At 44.4% G+C, this 16,076-nt stretch carries 14 protein-coding genes; 1 reads left to right on the top strand and 13 read right to left on the bottom strand.

The window, feature by feature from the left end; translation table 11 throughout:
• Positions 1–2: 2 nt before the first annotated feature.
• The 4 genes from bacC to BXO87_RS09285 form a co-directional block, all read right to left on the bottom strand.
• Entirely contained in the window at positions 3–764 is a 762-nt protein-coding gene (gene bacC, locus BXO87_RS09270) for a dihydroanticapsin 7-dehydrogenase (protein ID WP_038460243.1), read from the bottom strand.
• Entirely contained in the window at positions 761–1,471 is a 711-nt protein-coding gene (gene bacB / locus BXO87_RS09275; RefSeq protein WP_003151000.1) for a 3-((4R)-4-hydroxycyclohexa-1,5-dien-1-yl)-2-oxopropanoate isomerase, read from the bottom strand. The genes bacC and bacB overlap by 4 nt, the downstream gene beginning before the upstream one ends.
• Positions 1,461–2,075: a prephenate decarboxylase gene (bacA, locus tag BXO87_RS09280; RefSeq protein WP_038460245.1), complete on the bottom strand. Its 615-nt coding sequence runs from the start codon at positions 2,073–2,075 to the stop codon at positions 1,461–1,463. The genes bacB and bacA overlap by 11 nt, the downstream gene beginning before the upstream one ends.
• 160 nt (positions 2,076–2,235) lie before the next feature.
• The gene (locus BXO87_RS09285; RefSeq protein ID WP_038460247.1) at positions 2,236–3,474 is read right to left on the bottom strand and encodes an MFS transporter; all 1,239 of its coding nucleotides are present in this window, start codon (positions 3,472–3,474) and stop codon (positions 2,236–2,238) included.
• 222 nt (positions 3,475–3,696) lie between these two features.
• Here BXO87_RS09285 and BXO87_RS09290 point away from each other — a divergent pair, with 222 nt between their 5' ends.
• Positions 3,697–4,899: a multidrug effflux MFS transporter gene (locus tag BXO87_RS09290; RefSeq protein ID WP_038460249.1), complete on the top strand. Its 1,203-nt coding sequence runs from the start codon at positions 3,697–3,699 to the stop codon at positions 4,897–4,899.
• Between the two features lie 32 nt (positions 4,900–4,931).
• On the opposite strand, the gene BXO87_RS09295 is transcribed toward BXO87_RS09290, so the two are convergent.
• From BXO87_RS09295 to BXO87_RS09335, 9 genes are all read right to left on the bottom strand, one after another.
• Positions 4,932–6,350, bottom strand: coding sequence for an amino acid permease (locus tag BXO87_RS09295; protein WP_076851314.1), 1,419 nt, complete (start codon positions 6,348–6,350; stop codon positions 4,932–4,934).
• 24 nt (positions 6,351–6,374) lie between these two features.
• Positions 6,375–8,057, bottom strand: a complete 1,683-nt coding sequence (locus BXO87_RS09300) for a M20 family metallopeptidase (RefSeq protein WP_007407678.1) — start codon at positions 8,055–8,057, stop codon at positions 6,375–6,377.
• A gap of 71 nt (positions 8,058–8,128) precedes the next feature.
• Positions 8,129–9,676: an L-glutamate gamma-semialdehyde dehydrogenase gene (pruA, locus tag BXO87_RS09305; protein ID WP_003150992.1), complete on the bottom strand. Its 1,548-nt coding sequence runs from the start codon at positions 9,674–9,676 to the stop codon at positions 8,129–8,131.
• A 207-nt stretch (positions 9,677–9,883) separates the two neighbouring features.
• Complete coding sequence (locus BXO87_RS09310; RefSeq protein WP_025285442.1) at positions 9,884–11,170, bottom strand: Glu/Leu/Phe/Val family dehydrogenase; 1,287 nt, start codon at positions 11,168–11,170, stop codon at positions 9,884–9,886.
• A gap of 232 nt (positions 11,171–11,402) precedes the next feature.
• A complete protein-coding gene (locus tag BXO87_RS09315; RefSeq protein WP_038460256.1) occupies positions 11,403–12,338 on the bottom strand; it encodes a sensor histidine kinase in 936 nt (311 codons plus the stop codon).
• Entirely contained in the window at positions 12,339–13,037 is a 699-nt protein-coding gene (locus BXO87_RS09320; protein WP_038460258.1) for a response regulator transcription factor, read from the bottom strand.
• A 191-nt stretch (positions 13,038–13,228) separates the two neighbouring features.
• Positions 13,229–14,095: a DUF4097 family beta strand repeat-containing protein gene (locus BXO87_RS09325; RefSeq protein ID WP_038460260.1), complete on the bottom strand. Its 867-nt coding sequence runs from the start codon at positions 14,093–14,095 to the stop codon at positions 13,229–13,231.
• A 20-nt stretch (positions 14,096–14,115) separates the two neighbouring features.
• Positions 14,116–14,820 (bottom strand): ABC transporter permease, encoded by a 705-nt coding sequence (locus tag BXO87_RS09330; RefSeq protein ID WP_012118718.1) that lies wholly within the window; start codon positions 14,818–14,820, stop codon positions 14,116–14,118.
• Positions 14,821–14,884: 64 nt separating this feature from the next.
• Positions 14,885–15,811 carry an ABC transporter ATP-binding protein gene (locus tag BXO87_RS09335; RefSeq protein ID WP_032876931.1) on the bottom strand — a complete coding sequence of 309 codons (927 nt, stop codon included), beginning with the start codon at positions 15,809–15,811 and terminating at the stop codon, positions 14,885–14,887.
• Positions 15,812–16,076 lie beyond the last annotated feature (265 nt).

The raw sequence follows: 16,076 nt of genomic DNA on the forward strand, positions 1-16,076 counted from the left end.
CTCTATTGTGCGGTGTATCCACCGTCTGCGGTGATCGCGCTTCCGGTCATATAGCTTGATAAATCCGAAGCGAGAAACAGCATGACGTTCGCTATTTCTTCAGGCTTGCCGAGTCTCAGCAGCGGATTGACTTTCGCTTTTTCTTTTTTGATTTCTTCAAGCGTGCCTTCGTTGTTTTCAAGGAACGACTTTTCATTCAAAGGTGTGTCAATGATTCCCGGGCACACGCAATTGACGCGGATGTTGTGTTTGGCGTAATCGACGGCCATCGAACGCGTCAGCTGCAGTACGCCGCCTTTAGAGGCGTTATACGCGGGAATGTCGGGCCATGCGACGACTCCTCCGACGGAGCACGTGTTAATAATATTGCCCTTGCCGCTTTTGAGCATATACTTGAGCGCGTGCTTGCTCATAAGAAACATGCCCGTCAGATTGACGTTGAGCACCTTGTCCCAATCGCTCAGCTCCATCTCATGAATCGGGGCGACAATCTCGATGCCGGCGTTATTGATTAACACATCCAATCCGCCGAACTTATCAACCGCTGACCGGATGGCATTTTGACATGCCGGTTCATCTGTAATATCCGTCCGGACAAAATGCAGCCTGTCATTGTTTTCTTTCCGGATCATCGCTTCTCCCTGCGCCTCATCAATATCCGCGACGACCACATTCGCCTCTTGATTCAGAAACGCCTGAACCGCGGCATAACCGATGCCTGATGCGCCCCCTGTGATGAGGACGGTTTTATCCGTCAGGTTCATGACTCTTTCGCCTCTAATTTTTTCGCTTTTGCTCTGTTATAGCGCGGAGGGAAAAAGATATTGACTGATTTTGAATCTTTTTCAAATCTGTTGATGGCGCCGTGATCTTCTCTCGGATCGCAGAAATAAGCTGTGCCGAATGTCATATCCACTTTGCAGCCTTCAATGGTCATATCATAGCCGCCGCCGATGCAGATGCCGATCTGTTCATTGCGGTGTTTATGGAACGGCATTTCTCCCCCGTTGCCCGGAATGTTGGCAAGCATGATTTCCACCCAGTCTTCCACGAAGAACGTGACTTCCATCCCAGGCAATAAGTCTCTCGTTTTAAAAATATTCAAAAAATAGTCCTCGGGGCTTGTGTAGGTTTCACCGGCTTTCAGGCGTTTGATATCAATGGCGATCACTTCTTGATCCGTCTCATTTCTTGCGCCGTGAGGCACGTTAGGAGGCGCGATATAGGCTGATTCCAGCGCTGTCATCTTTCTTGTGACATCTCCGACAGTCATGGACAGCTCGCCGGAAACGACAAGGCCGATTTGGACTTCCTTATGCTGATGCGGTTCCACGTTTGTATGCGGCGGAACGTAAGAAAGCAGAACTTCCGTATCCCCTCTGACGGACGAATATTGTCTTACTCCGTTATCCCATTCTATTAATTTAGGCGTCGGGAAATAAAGTTCCTGCAAATCTTGTTCAGTTTTCATCATGAATCTCTCCTTTTCCGAATAATGACCAGCTCATGGGAATGCTTTTAAATGTTTTGACAAAGTGAAGGCCGTACTTTTGTCTGGCCAGCTCATTTGTCAGCGCGATGTCGGACAAACCGTCCTTCACTCTTTTCGCGGCTGCGCTCGTCGAGTTCACCAGATCAAACGTGACATCTTTACGGGTAAAATACTTAATCAAATTGATAGGAGACGGGTGGGATACGATGACAGTCTTATCAAGCATGTCATCCGTATATTTAAAACCGGGCCGGACAGCCAGGCCGTACATCGGGGTGTCGCACCTGAAAATTTGCAGAAGCTGCAGATCCGGTCTCATGTAGAAGTGCTTAATGCCGTCATACGCGTGAGGCACAATTGTGTATTCCAGCGGGCTTTGAAGCGTTTTTTCAATGCACGATTCAAATGTATCATGCAGTGATAATTTGCTGTTCACCCCTTGGAGAAGGGTAAAATTGGTGATAAAGTTTTTTGCTGCGTACTCACTGCTTGTCCCTTCAGGACCGAGCGTGTTGATCGTAATCAGTTTAGATATTGAATAAGCCTTGCTTTTTGTTTGAATGCTATTATCCAATATAATCATGAGCACCAACCAATCTGTTAAATTTTAAGTAAATATTATCCATAGAAGTTCGAGCTGTCAATATTATTTGAAAATATTGATAATTATTCCTATATATTAGAAAACACCTTAAGATATAAGGTGTTAAAAATTACATTTATAAAATTATAGAAACTTTATTTTACCGATACAATGATTGGTCGGCCTGATGCTCATATTTCCCATACCTTCTGTATGCGAAAACGCTGAGGACAAAGCCGATGAGGGTGACGGACGCACAGATAAATCCGACAGCTGCATATCCGTATCCGACATAGACCGGACCCATGACAGCAGAACCCAAGGTGACGGCCAAATTAGACGCCAGGCTGTAAAATGCCATGATTTTGCCCCGGCGGCTCTGTGAGCAATCACTTAAAATGGTGCTGAGCAAGGTCACCGTCAGGCTTTGCATCAATCCCCAGACGAATAACCCGATGACCAAAAACGGCATTGATGACGGCGCATAGGCGAGACAGGAAAGCCATATGCTGATCACGGCCAATGCCGCGATCAAAGAGCGCATTTTCCCCGCCTTATCTGCGATTTTTCCGGTGAACACGCTCATGGAAAAACCGATTCCGTACACCATGATCAGCAGCCCTGAAGCTGTATTTCCCCCCGGCAGCACGCGGTGAAGATAGGTGCCGAGAAAGGAATACATGCCGTAAAAACCGATCATGTTGCAAAAAGTGATCGTGAGGTATACAGGGACACGTGGCACCTTCAGCGCATCCCGGAAAGTGCCTCCCTGCCGTCCGTTTTCCTCTTCTGTTTTATCCCCATCCGCCGTGCTGCGGCGCACCTCAATGAAAATGAGCGAAGCAACGAGGACAGACATGAGAGCGAAAATCCAAAACGTCCACCGCCAATTCAAAACGCCGCCGATAAAAGAGCCGATCGGAACGCCGAAAATCAAAGCGAGCGACCAGCTTGACACGATCAGACCCATCACCTTGCCGCGGTACGCATAAGGCACACGGTCGCCGACCACCGCATAAGCTGTCGGCACAAACGCACCCGCCGCAAGCCCGGAAAGCGCCCTGCCCAGAAAGAAGAAAAAGAGATTGTGCGCCAGCGCGCAGATCACCGTGCCGGCCGTAAATATAAGCAGCCCCGCCATCAGGCTGAGCTCCCGGGAATATTTATCTCCCAGCGGAACGAGAAGCGGCGCGCCGATAAAAATCATCACTCCGTAAATACTGATGGAAAGCGCCAGCACACTGACATCCGAGCTGAAAGCCTGCGCTAAATCCGGAAGCAGCGGAGAAATCACCAGCTCTTCAGAACCGGCGGCAAATACGCCTAATGTCAAAGCAAGCGCGAGACAGATCGGAAATCGGCGTTTCGTTTCGATGTGATCGGTTTGTTTGCTGTTCATGCTCTTTGAACACCTCTTCCGTAAAACTTTTCTACCTTTTGTTGTTTTATAGTTTAGCATCCTTATATTTCATTTTACATTTCACATGAAAACTAATTCTGATTTTTTATTTACATTCAGATTTTAAATAAAATATTTAGTTTATATTCAACAAATAATATAAAATACGCCGTCCGGTTATGCTATAGTGATAGAATCATTTGTTAAGGTGGGGGTCATGGAATGAATAACGCTGATTCAAAGGCCGCCCGCGCAGGCCTCGGCATGGTACTGATTCTCGGGACGCTCGCTTCATTCGGGCCGCTTTCGCTCGATATGTATCTGCCCGCTTTGCCTGAAGTGGCGGCCGAACTTCATACGACAGCGTCACTTGCACAGCTGAGCCTGACGTTTTGTCTTTTGGGGCTGGCGGTCGGGCAGATCGTTGTCGGGCCGCTCAGTGATATGATCGGGCGCCGGAAGCCGCTCATTCTGTCATTGCTGCTTTATACGCTGTCTTCTTTATTATGCGCCTTCAGCCCTTCTGTTTCGTTTTTAATTGTTATGAGGTTTATTCAAGGATTCACCGGGGCGGCCGGAATCGTCATCGCACGGGCTTCCGCGCGCGATATGTATTCCGGAAAAGAATTAACGGCTTTTTTCTCATTACTGATGCTCGTCAATGGGGCGGCGCCGATTTTAGCGCCGATTACAGGGGGATTTATCCTTCAGTTTGCCGGCTGGAAAATCGTATTTGTCGTGCTGGCGGTGATCGGCTGTATCATTTCCGCCGCCGTGCTTACGGCGTTGCCTGAATCACTCCCGCCGGAAAAGCGGACAAGCGGCGGACTCCGGGAGACGCTGATGACGTTTCGCGCCCTGCTTGGCGACCGGATGTTTATGGGATTTGCGCTCAGCCAGGCATTTGTGATGACCGGCATGTTCGCATATATTGCCGGGTCGCCGTTTGTACTGCAAAACATCTACGGCGTATCAGCGCAATTGTTCAGCCTGCTGTTCGCCGTAAACGGTGCGGGAATCATATGCGCCACCCAAATCACCGGACGGATGGCCAAAACACATGATGAACGGAAGCTGTTTGTCTCCGGGCTGTTGATCGCCGTCATCGGAAGCATCGCTTTGCTTTTATCACTTGCGTTTGGTTTAGGCCTGACGGCGGTCTGCATTTCTTTATTCATCATTGTTTCTTCTGTCGGGATCGTCACGACGACGGGATTTTCTCTGGCTATGCAGAAACAGGAGAAAGGCGCGGGAAGCGCTGCGGCTCTTCTCGGACTTCTGCCCTTTATCGGGGGTGCGGCTGCCGCTCCCCTTGTCGGTATTGCCGGAGAAGAAAATGCCTGGCCGATGGCCGTCAGCATTTTCGGTTTTCAGTTCTGTGCCGTTCTATCCTATGTGCTGTCGGCAAAACGAAAAACAAAGTAAAGCCCGCCGCTTTTTGCGGAGGGCTTTTTTTCTTATCCGGCAGCGCCTTTTCCCGAAGAAGCCGGCTCACGCTTCAGGCGTTTTTTGATACCGAAGTGATAATACGCGTAACAGATGATCATCAGCGGGACGCCGCAGTACAGACCGATACGCTGGTCGGGGATAAAGATGAGACTGATTAAGATAAGACCGTAAACCGAAAATCCGAGAATCGGCACGATCGGATAAAGAGGCGTTTTAAATGCCAGGTCTTTCAGATTTCCTCCTTCAGCGAGAAAGCGCCTCCGGAAAACGAATTGTGAAGCGCAGATTGACATCCACGCGACGACGGTAATCATACCGGAGATGGAAATGAGCCACACATACACCGTTTCAGCCGCGAATACACTTGTCAGCAGGGATAAACCGGAGATGGCGATGGTGATGGAAAGAGCTTTCAGAGGCACGCCTTTTTTCGTCAGTTTCGTTAAGGAAGCGGGGCCCATCTTAGTTTTTGATAGGGACCACATCATTCTGGACGAAGCGTACAGCCCGGAATTCGCCACCGACAGCATGGCGGTCAGAATGACAAAGTTCATGATATCAGCCGCATAGGGAACGCCGATTTTATCCAGCACAGCCACAAACGGGCTTTCGATGACCCCTGCGGTTTGGTACGGCAAAATGGACACGAGAACAAACATCGCCAGCACGAAGAAAAACAGCGTCCGCCATATGACGTTTCGGATTGAGCGGGGAAGCGTCTTTTCCGGATTTTCGCTTTCTCCCGAGGCGATTCCGACCAGCTCGGTGCCCTGGAATGAAAAATTCACCATGACAAGGGTAAACAGCACGGCTTGGGCGCCGTTCGGGAAAAGCCCATTGTCCGTCGTAAAGTTTGACAGATACGGAGCCGTCTGCCCGCCGTTAAAACCGACAAAGCCGAATACCGCAGCGCAGCCGAGAATAATAAACAATACAATGGCCATGACCTTAATGCTGGAAAACCAAAATTCCATTTCCGCAAAACTCCGCGCAGACAGCGCGTTAATGGAAAAAATGACGACGCCGAATACAAGGCACCACACCCAAATCGGAACGGCCGGAAACCACCGCTGCATTAAAATCCCCGCCGACGTCAGTTCAAGCCCCACTGTATTGGCCCAGCTGAATGCGTACATCCATCCGATCGTAAAACCCGTCGACGGCCCGAGAAACTTTGCCGCATACGCTTGAAATGATCCTGCGACCGGCATGGCGACCGCGAGCTCCCCCAAACAAAGCATCACCAGATACATTAAAAATCCGCCGATCACATAAGCCAATATCGCGCCGATCGGTCCCGCTTCACTGATCGTAAAACCGGAGCCCAGAAAAAGCCCCGTCCCGATCACGCCGCCGAGGGCGATCATAAACAAATGCCGGCCCTTCATCGTGCGCTGCAATTCAGTTTGATTGGTATCTCCCTGCATATACATCCCCCTTATTCCGTTATGTCAGCCATTTGTGCGTATGTCTAATCGGTAGCTGTGCAAAAGGTGCATTGTCGTCTGCTGAATGAGTTCCGGCAGCACATGGAATGTGTACGGCTTGTACACGCGTTCCGTCCATTTATGGCCGTCCTTTCCGTATACCCCTATATTGACCGACGGAATATTCAATTCCCTGATTTCTTTAAAAGGAATCGTCCCTATGACATCCCAGCCCGGAAAATTATCGGTAAAGGCGGAGACCTCCTCGTCTGTTTCATGCAGCGATAAAAAGCTTCCGTCCGCTAAATAAGGGAAAAACTTTTTAAAGGCGAATGTTTCTCCGGTTGACGCCGCTGTTTTATCGACCGCTTCTTGAATGACATGCTGCAAAAGCCGGTCCCGTGTGCTCTCTTCTTTCAGATAATTGTGCGGAAGGTAAGGCGGCGCATAGAAAATAATGACCTTGGCTCCCTGCTCAGGATCGAGTTTTTGCAGTTCCTCGACGGCTTTAAAGCATCTCATCCGCAGTTCAAGATGTTCATATGTTTTAAATGCCTGCCCGATACACTGTGCAGGGTCTATCCCGCGGCTTCTCAGCCTTTTCAGGTAATCTTCCAGACTGTACACTTGAACGTTCCATGACATCTCTTTTTTCGGCAGGCTCGTTCTCTCACAGTATTCGTCGTAATAATCAGATAATTTTCGTTCTGTCTCTTTGCAGGCTTCGTCAGCCACGGCGGTCAGCTGATCCATGACTTCTTTGGCGGTTTTCTCGTAAATAAAATAATTAAAATAGACATAGCTGCTGACGGCGGTCTGCACGTTATACGCTTCCTTGTTGTCACGCTGGTACAGGCAGGTCGGCGGAAGCACAAGCTCCCCTTCAATGTTTTCCGCCATATGAATATTGTTGTGAATTCTTCTGGTGATTTCTGACGCGATCAAATTCGGATCGATGCCGGACAGCGTATCACCGACATGCACCTCCCGCCCGTAAATCGCAAAGCAAGGCAAAAGCTTCCCTGCCGCGCCCGTGTAGATGTACCTTGTCGTGTCACCCTCATACAGCGGGGTGATAAAATCGTTATTAATCGCTGCTAAATAACGAAGCTGCTTTTCTTGTTTCAGCCGTTTTAATTCAGAAATGCTGGTTAAAATGCCGGAATGCTGGCTTTCTTCATCCGGGTTTGCCATGAACAGAATATGGCCCGGCAGCTGATCACGCCGTTCAGAAAAGTGAAGCAGATTGGCGAGATGAACGGCAATACCGCTCTGCATATCAACCGAACCCCTTCCGAACATCCACTCGCCTGAGCGGGCGTCCCGCTGCACATCCCGATCAAATTCATAGTTTGAGAAATACTCCGCGAGACGGTCGGAATCAAAAGCGATATCTTTTAAAGGGCCGAAATCCTCGATGCCGACCGTATCAAGATGAGCGTGATAAATGACCGTATTCAGGCTTTCGCCGTTTCCCTCAATAAATGCGAAAATATTTTTGCGGCCGTAAGGGTCCTCAGGAATCGCCTGCTCCCACACATGTGACGGATTCTCCTGAAAGTAGGGAAAGCTCTTGATCATATCTTTGATATAGTCGGCTTTTTTTCCTTCTCCCAATGTGCCGTTGATGCTGTTTAACGCCACCAGTGATTTCGTAATGGCTTCTATTTTCTCCTCCGGAAGCATTTTGCTGAGCTGCTGATACATATTCCATCCTCCTTACCCTCATATAGAGAAAATAGCGCGACTCTCTTTTTCATCGCGCTATTTCCGAAAGATTAATAGGCTTCAGACGTTGTTTTTGCCTGCATATGAAGAATCAGATAGTCAGGTCCTCCGGCTTTTGAATCGGTTCCTGACATATTGAAGCCGCCGAACGGCTGGTATCCGACAATTGCTCCCGTACATCCGCGGTTGAAGTATAGATTCCCGACGTGAAAATCTTCGCGGGCGCGTTCAATGTGCGCGCGGGTTTTCGATAACAGAGCGCCCGTCAGTCCGTAATCGGTATTATTGGCAATCTCAAGCATATGGTCGAAATCACGGGCTTTTGAGATCGCGACGACCGGCCCGAAAATTTCCTCCTGCATCAGGCGGGCGTTTTCATCAACATCCGCAAAAATGGTCGGCTGAATAAAGTATCCTTTTGAATCATCACCTTCGCCTCCCGTCAGGAGTTTTCCTTCTGTTTTGCCGATTTCGATATAACTCATGACTTTATTATAAGATGCTTCGTGGATGACTGGCCCCATGTATGTATCAAAATCTTCCGGACTTCCGACGGTGAGTGATTTTGTTAAAGCGACGGCTTTTTCAACAACTTCATCATAGACGTCCTGATGGATGACCGCACGGGAACCGGCTGAACATTTTTGGCCTGAGAATCCGAAGGCGGAATACACGATTGAGGAAGCGGCAAGATCAAGATCAGCATCTCTGTCTACAAGCACCGTATCTTTCCCTCCCATTTCGGCAATGACCCGTTTCAGCCACTTTTGGCCCGGCTGTACTTTTGCGGCGCGTTCATAGATGCGGCATCCGACCGCGCGGGAACCTGTAAACGACACAAATCTCGTCTTCGGATGCTCAACCAGATAGTCGCCGATTTCTCCTCCGTCGCCCGGTATGAATTGGAGCACGCCGTCCGGCAGGCCCGCTTCTTTCATCACTTCAACGAATTTCGCCGCCACGACAGGCGCCGCATCCGCCGGTTTCAGCAGTATCGTGTTGCCTGTTACGATGGCTGCCGCCGCCGTTCCCGCCATAATCGCAAGCGGGAAGTTGAATGGAGAGATGACGATCCCCACCCCAAGCGGCTCATAGTGATACTGATTATATTCTCCGTCACGGCTCTTTACAGGGGAACCGTCTTTCAGTTTCAGCATCTGACGGGCGTAATACTCTAAAAAGTCGATCGCTTCCGCCGTATCCGCATCCGCTTCCTTCCACGGTTTTCCCGCTTCTTTCACTAGATATGCGGAGAATTCGTGCTTTCTTCTGCGGATGATCGCCGCCGCTTTAAACAGCACATTCGCGCGGTGTTCCGGCCGTACTTTTTTCCATGTTTGAAATGCCTGCAGCGCAGCCTGCATGGCCTTTTCCGCAAGTTCTTTTCCGGCGGCCGATACAGAACCGATCACTTCTTTTTTATCTGCCGGATTGACGGAAATGATCTTTTTATCCGTTTCAATCGCTTCACCGTTGATGATAAGCGGATAATGCTTGCCGAGCTGTGAATTCACATAAGCCAGCGCTTCCTGAAACGATTGTTTATTTGTCTCTTCCTGAAAATTTGTAAATGGTTCGTGTGCGTATGAAACTGTCATTAGAATTCCTCCCCGTATTTTGTAATGTGTGCTCACGCTTTATGAAGATGCAAGAAGCATACCAGCATAGCAATTTGTGATAAAAATAAGAAAATCTTTGCCGAAAGCGGACGAAGCGTGTCCTAATCTGTCAGCTGTAATCTGAAAACGCAAAGAAATTTTGCGATCCGCTATATAACTGATGCAAAATCTCTTTGCGGATAACACTTATACCCAGCCGCGGAACCGGGCCGCTTCAGCCGACTTTCTGATGCCCGTCATATAGGCGGCCAAACGCATATCGACTTTGTGGATATGCGCTGTCTGATAAATGGATTCAAACGAATTCACCATGACGCTGCGCAGTTTTCCGGCGACTTCCTCCTCAGACCAGTAAAAGCCTTGATTATTTTGCACCCATTCAAAATAAGACACCGTCACGCCGCCGGCGCTTGCCAAAATATCCGGCACGAGAAGCACGCCTCTTTCATTCAGAATTTTCGTGGCATCTATCGTTGTCGGGCCGTTTGCCGCCTCCACAATGATTGAAGCTTTAATGTGATGGGCGTTTTCAGCCGTAATCTGATTGGAGATTGCAGCGGGCACGAGAATATCACAGTCCTTTTCCAGCAGCTCCCGGTTCGTTATGACATCCGAGAAGAGATTCGTCACCGTGCCAAAGCTGTCCCGCTTATCCAGCAGGTAATCAATGTCAAGGCCGTCAGGGTCATACAAAGCGCCGTGGGCGTCTGAGATGCCGATCACCTTGGCGCCGGCGTCATGCATAAATTTAGCGAGAAAGCTCCCCGCATTTCCGAACCCCTGAATGATGATCCGCGCATTTTCCAATGGAATCCCTTTTTTCTTAACGGCTTCCTCAATACAAATCGTGACGCCTTGCGCGGTCGCCGTTTCCCGCCCCTGTGAACCGCCGAGAACAATCGGTTTGCCCGTAATGAATCCCGGTGAATCAAATTCTCTCAGGCGGCTGTATTCGTCCATCATCCATGCCATAATCTGCGAGTTGGTATATACGTCGGGAGCCGGAATATCCTTTGTCGGACCGACGATCTGGCTGATCGCACGCACATATCCGCGGCTCAGCCGTTCCAGCTCTCCGAATGACATCGTCCGAGGATCACAGATGATGCCGCCTTTTCCGCCCCCGTAAGGAAGATTTGTGATGCCGCATTTTAAAGTCATCCAGATGGAAAGCGCCTTAACCTCTTCTTCACTGACTTCCGGATGAAACCGCACGCCCCCTTTTGTCGGGCCGACTGCGTCATTATGCTGTGAGCGGTAGCCCGTGAAAACCTGTACTGAGCCATTGTCCATTTTGACAGGGATGCGGACGGTCAAAAGCCGCATCGGCTCTTTCATCAGTTCATACATATTGTCAGGGTACCCCAGTTTTCGCAGGGCCTCTTTTATGATCGATTGTGTTGACAAGAACAAATTAAGAACTTCTTTTTCTTCATCTTTCTGATTGCTTTTAGAAATCGGGTTGGCTGACATGTTTTATCACCTCATCGTATTTTACGTGTAAGCTTCAATTACCGGCAGAACAAAATGTAAGCGCTTTTACACCAAAACCCATCAATCCCTTTCACATTGTCGTTACGCCCTTTTTTATATGCAAGATTCATGCCAGCCTTTTGCGTATAAAAAAAAGAGACTGTTGTCAGCCTCTCAGATTAAAGAGAAAGGGGATTTGAAGACGTATACAGAAGAAACCTTACTGCTTTTATTAAAATTTAATACGTCTTAAACGTACAGAAAACGTTGTTTCTTTGAAGGGGACACTATTTAGAGATATACTTCCTTCCATTTGCTCTACTAATCTCTTAGTAATCGTCAGCCCCAATCCGCTTCCCTGATAATTGGTATTTCTCGAGTCCTCCAATGTGTACATTCGTTCAAAGACACGGTCTTTATGCATTTCATTTATTCCTTTTCCTTTATCTGATATTTCTACAAAAACATCATTATCAGTTATTCTGATCTTTAAACCCACCATCTTACCATCGGAACCATATTGAATTGCATTCGTAATTAAATTATTCAGAACCCTCTCAATTGCTTCTTCATCTCCGCTAACAAAGACAGAATCATCGGGTATATCAATCACTACTTCAAATTCTTTGCTGATTAAAATTTCGTAGTAATCCAAAATTATTTTTCGGCTGACTTCACATATGTCAATTCGTGAAGAATTTAATTTTTTATCTCCTGACTCTAATTTTACAAGTTCAAAAAAACGGTTTATTAACGCTAATACCTCGACCGTTTTTAAATTAACTGTTTTTAGTAAACTCATAACCTTTTCCGAAGTCAGACTTTTATCGTTATTTATCATTTCAATATAACCTAGTATAACTGTTAAAGGCGTCTTTAAATCGTGTGAAATATTTGATAACATTTTTCGCATGGACAGTTCAATACTATTGCAGTTCCCTTTGATCTTTTGATTATGGTCTAAAAGACGGTTTATTTGAATTAACAAGGATTTTATATATTTATCTTCCGTGTTAAGCAATAATCTTTCGCCTGTCTCTTCATTAACAACTTTTCGAAGTTTATTTCTTATATATTTAATCTCAGTCCTTAGATTTAATCGGCTTCGGAAAAGAAATATATTTACTGCTGCAGAGCATATGAATAAAATAACCACTAGATAAAACATTCAAAAATCTCCCAACTTATAACCGATTCCCCACAACGTTTTTATGTACATTGGATGAGATGGATCGTCCTCAATTTTCTCTCTAAGCCGTCTAATATGAACATTAATTACATTCTCATCTCCATGATACTCATCTTCCCATACGGACTTATAAAGTTGAGATTTAGTATATACTTGTGAAGGATTAGAAATAAAGAGTTTTAAAATATTAAATTCTTTTGCCGTGAGATTAATCTTTTCATTGAATTTTTTAACGGAAAAGCCATTCAGGTCAACACTTAAATCACCTATTTTAATGATTTTTTCTTCCTTTGAAGACAGGGAGCTCTTATAGTGTCTTTCTCTTCTAATGGTTGCTTTAATTCTGGCTATTACCTCCAGCATAGAAAAAGGTTTAGAAATATAATCATCAGCCCCGAGGCCGAGACCAAGTGCCTTATCTACATCTTCATCTTTTGCAGACATGATAAGAACGGGAACCATACTTTTGGAACGAATCATTCTTAAACATTCCATACCATCTATCTTCGGAAGCATTAAATCCAACAATATAACCTCAAACTTTTGGGTGTTCAATATGTCTAAAGCTTCTTCACCATCAAAAGCTGCTGTTACTTCAAACCCTTCTTTCGTTAAGCTTTCGCTTACCATATCGCTTATGAATTGGTCGTCTTCTACAATTAATATTTTGTAACCCAAGCTTTCCGCTCCTTAAATATAAAACTGATATTCTTAATTCACTGTTTATTTCAATCATTATACAGATAATTAATCTCATTATAATTATTTTTTATACAAAAGGAGATAAATATTCCAAAACATTTTAAATACAAACAAATAAGACAACCATTCTTCAATAGCGGGAATTGTTGTCTTGTGTTTTTCTCTTTTTATCTCACCTTTATCGAACCATCTTCACTAGATAGACTTACTTTATTACTTCCCGCGCCAATTTCACCTTTTTTCAGTTTTACGCCATCATGGCTCTTATTAAGCCCATCTAAATCAAACGTTACATCAGAATTACTCTGAGCAAAAACAGCAAGTGAAGTTGGCGCTTTTTTATAAGATACACCTATATCTCCTGATTTCGTATTTACTGATAAAGATTTTCCTTCTGTTATGTCCTTGATTGAAACCGCTCCATCTTTAGAAGTAACCTTTACATTGGAACTATGTATTTCCTTCATCTCGTTATCGCCGCCTGCAGATGTTATATTTAATTTCTCAAAAGAACTATTTTCAACGCTTAACGCCCCATCCTTGGATGAAAACTTTCCAGTATGAGCCGAAACATTATTGATTTTTTCATCACCGGAATGATTATCAACGACAATATTTTCAGCTGAAATTTCACTTAATTGTATATTCCCATCTTTATTGGTTATTTCAATATTGTTCATACCTGAATCGGGAACATTAATATAGATTGTGCCGCCCTGCTTCCCAAAAGTAAATCCATCCAAAAAGCCGCCATTCTTTTGTTCTTTTTGACTAACGACCAAATCCCCCCCATCTCCTTGAAATGTAACTGGAGCCTTATCTTTCTGCTTCCCCTCAGCAGATATTGTTGCCTTATTTGAATTACTCTTTTTAAACTTCACATCCCATGAGTCAGTATATACTTTTAAAGTATCAATTTTTTCAACATTGCAGGACACGTTCTTTTTAAAGTTTTTAGTATCTGTCTTATAAAGGCTTAAAACAATTCCGCCGATTACGATTAACACTGCACATGATGCTATAATCTTCTTCATTGTATAATTTCTCCTTTTATCTACAATAAATCTTTCTGATCCACCTTACGGTAAGAAAGATAACCCACTAAAAAACCAAATAAACAAAGTATAATTGGAATGATAATAAATTGACTTAAACTGACTGTTTCTCCTCCGTCGGAAACTGTTGCATTGATAAAGACCCCGATTATGACAGCCCAAGTGATTGTAGCAGAAGTTGATTTTTTTCTCATGCCGAAAAATAAAGGAATCAGACTCACTCCTCCCATCATAAAAGCGGTGAGAAGAGTCGATGGCATAGCGGAAATAACTTCACTCATTTCAACAGGCTTCTCGAATAAATATAAGTGCGGACTCACGAAGAGAATTAACAAGTTAATAACAAACGTAGCAATAACAATACTTACAAAGCAGAATAGGAAGACAATAGATAGTTTAGCTTGCATTAATTTTTTTCTTTGTAAAGGATAAGTAAACAGCAATTGTATTGTTTTATTTTTATATTCATCAATAACTAAACGGGATAAAATCACAGCAGAAAAACTAATAAACACAATTCTAATTAAAATATTAGTTAGAGATATAAAATCTGCATAATCACGAAACATAAGTTCATTTTCATTTTTAGATTCCCATCCCATAAAAGCCGCTAAGGCAAAGATGATGAATATCCAAAGTGCCACCCATTTAAAATACTGTGATAAGTGATGTTTTTTGTACTCTAATTTCATAAGTTTTAACATGCTAATAGCCTCCAGCAGAAGAATTTAAGACAATGCAAATAGGTGCATAACACAGACGGGCAATCTATCTAGTGTGTATTCCCTCCCCATTCATAGAATTTAAGAAGTATTCTTCTAAAGAACTGTGTTTTTTATTTATACTTTCTATACCAATGTCATTCAGAATAAGTGCTTTAGAGATTTCTTGTTGTGTAACTGCTGTTTCATAGATACGAATTAATTGTTGATCAATCATTTTAAAATTTCTTATCCCCAGATTTTGCTCTAAAATATATAACGCTTTTTTTATATTTTGGACTTTTACCTCTATATACTCTGTTTGTTTTCCGTTAATACTCTTCATAGAAACTTCTTTTATTAACTTGCCATTCTGTATGATACCAACAGTATCTGACATTTGTTCCATTTCGGCTAAAATGTGACTGGAGACTAATAATGTAATTCCATATTCTCTGCAAAGTAACTTAAAGAGATCCCTCAACTCTTTTATACCTATTGGATCCAGGCCATTAATCGGCTCGTCTAAAATGAGAAGTTCTGGTCTTGTAGAAATAGCTCTGGCTATTCCTAACCTTTGTTTCATTCCTAAAGAAAACTCTTTCACTTTTTTATTATCAATATTATGTAACTTTACAAGCTCGATAGCGTGGTCAATGGATTTTTTATCGTAATAGCCCATATATTCACAATGGAAATCTAAATTTTCTTTAGCAGTGAGGTTGTCATAGAAAATGGGATATTCAATAATGGTGCCCATTCTTTTTAAAACTTCAAATGACGTATCTGTTAATTTCTCACCGAAAATTTCTATTTCACCACTTGTTGGCTTGATTAAATTGGTAATCATTTTCATAATGGTTGTTTTACCTGCACCATTGGGACCCAAGAATCCATAAATCTCCCCTTTTTTCACGTGCATATTAACCCCGGAAACAACTTCTTTTCCTTTAAATGTTTTTGTAAGCTGACTCGTTTTTAAGATGTATGTCATTCGCTTTCCCCTTTCCATATATACTCCTACTATATAAAGGAAAGTTCTCTTTTCTCTTAAGCAAATATTACTTTTTTCTTAAGATTTTTCTAATTAAATCCTATCCCCATTCTATAAATCATTTTTTGTTTTTTTAGGATGCATGATGTCCATAGGAGTAGAAAGGGAGGATCTCTTAAATTTCAGGTCCCTAACTGACCGCCATCTTCCAAGACATTTTTGATGAAATTGTCCTTCAGGCCAGCAATCATGATCGTCGACGGTC

The sequence above is a fragment of the Bacillus sp. GZB genome (genome assembly GCF_001975995.1).
Classification (GTDB): Bacteria; Bacillota; Bacilli; order Bacillales; family Bacillaceae; genus Bacillus; species Bacillus velezensis.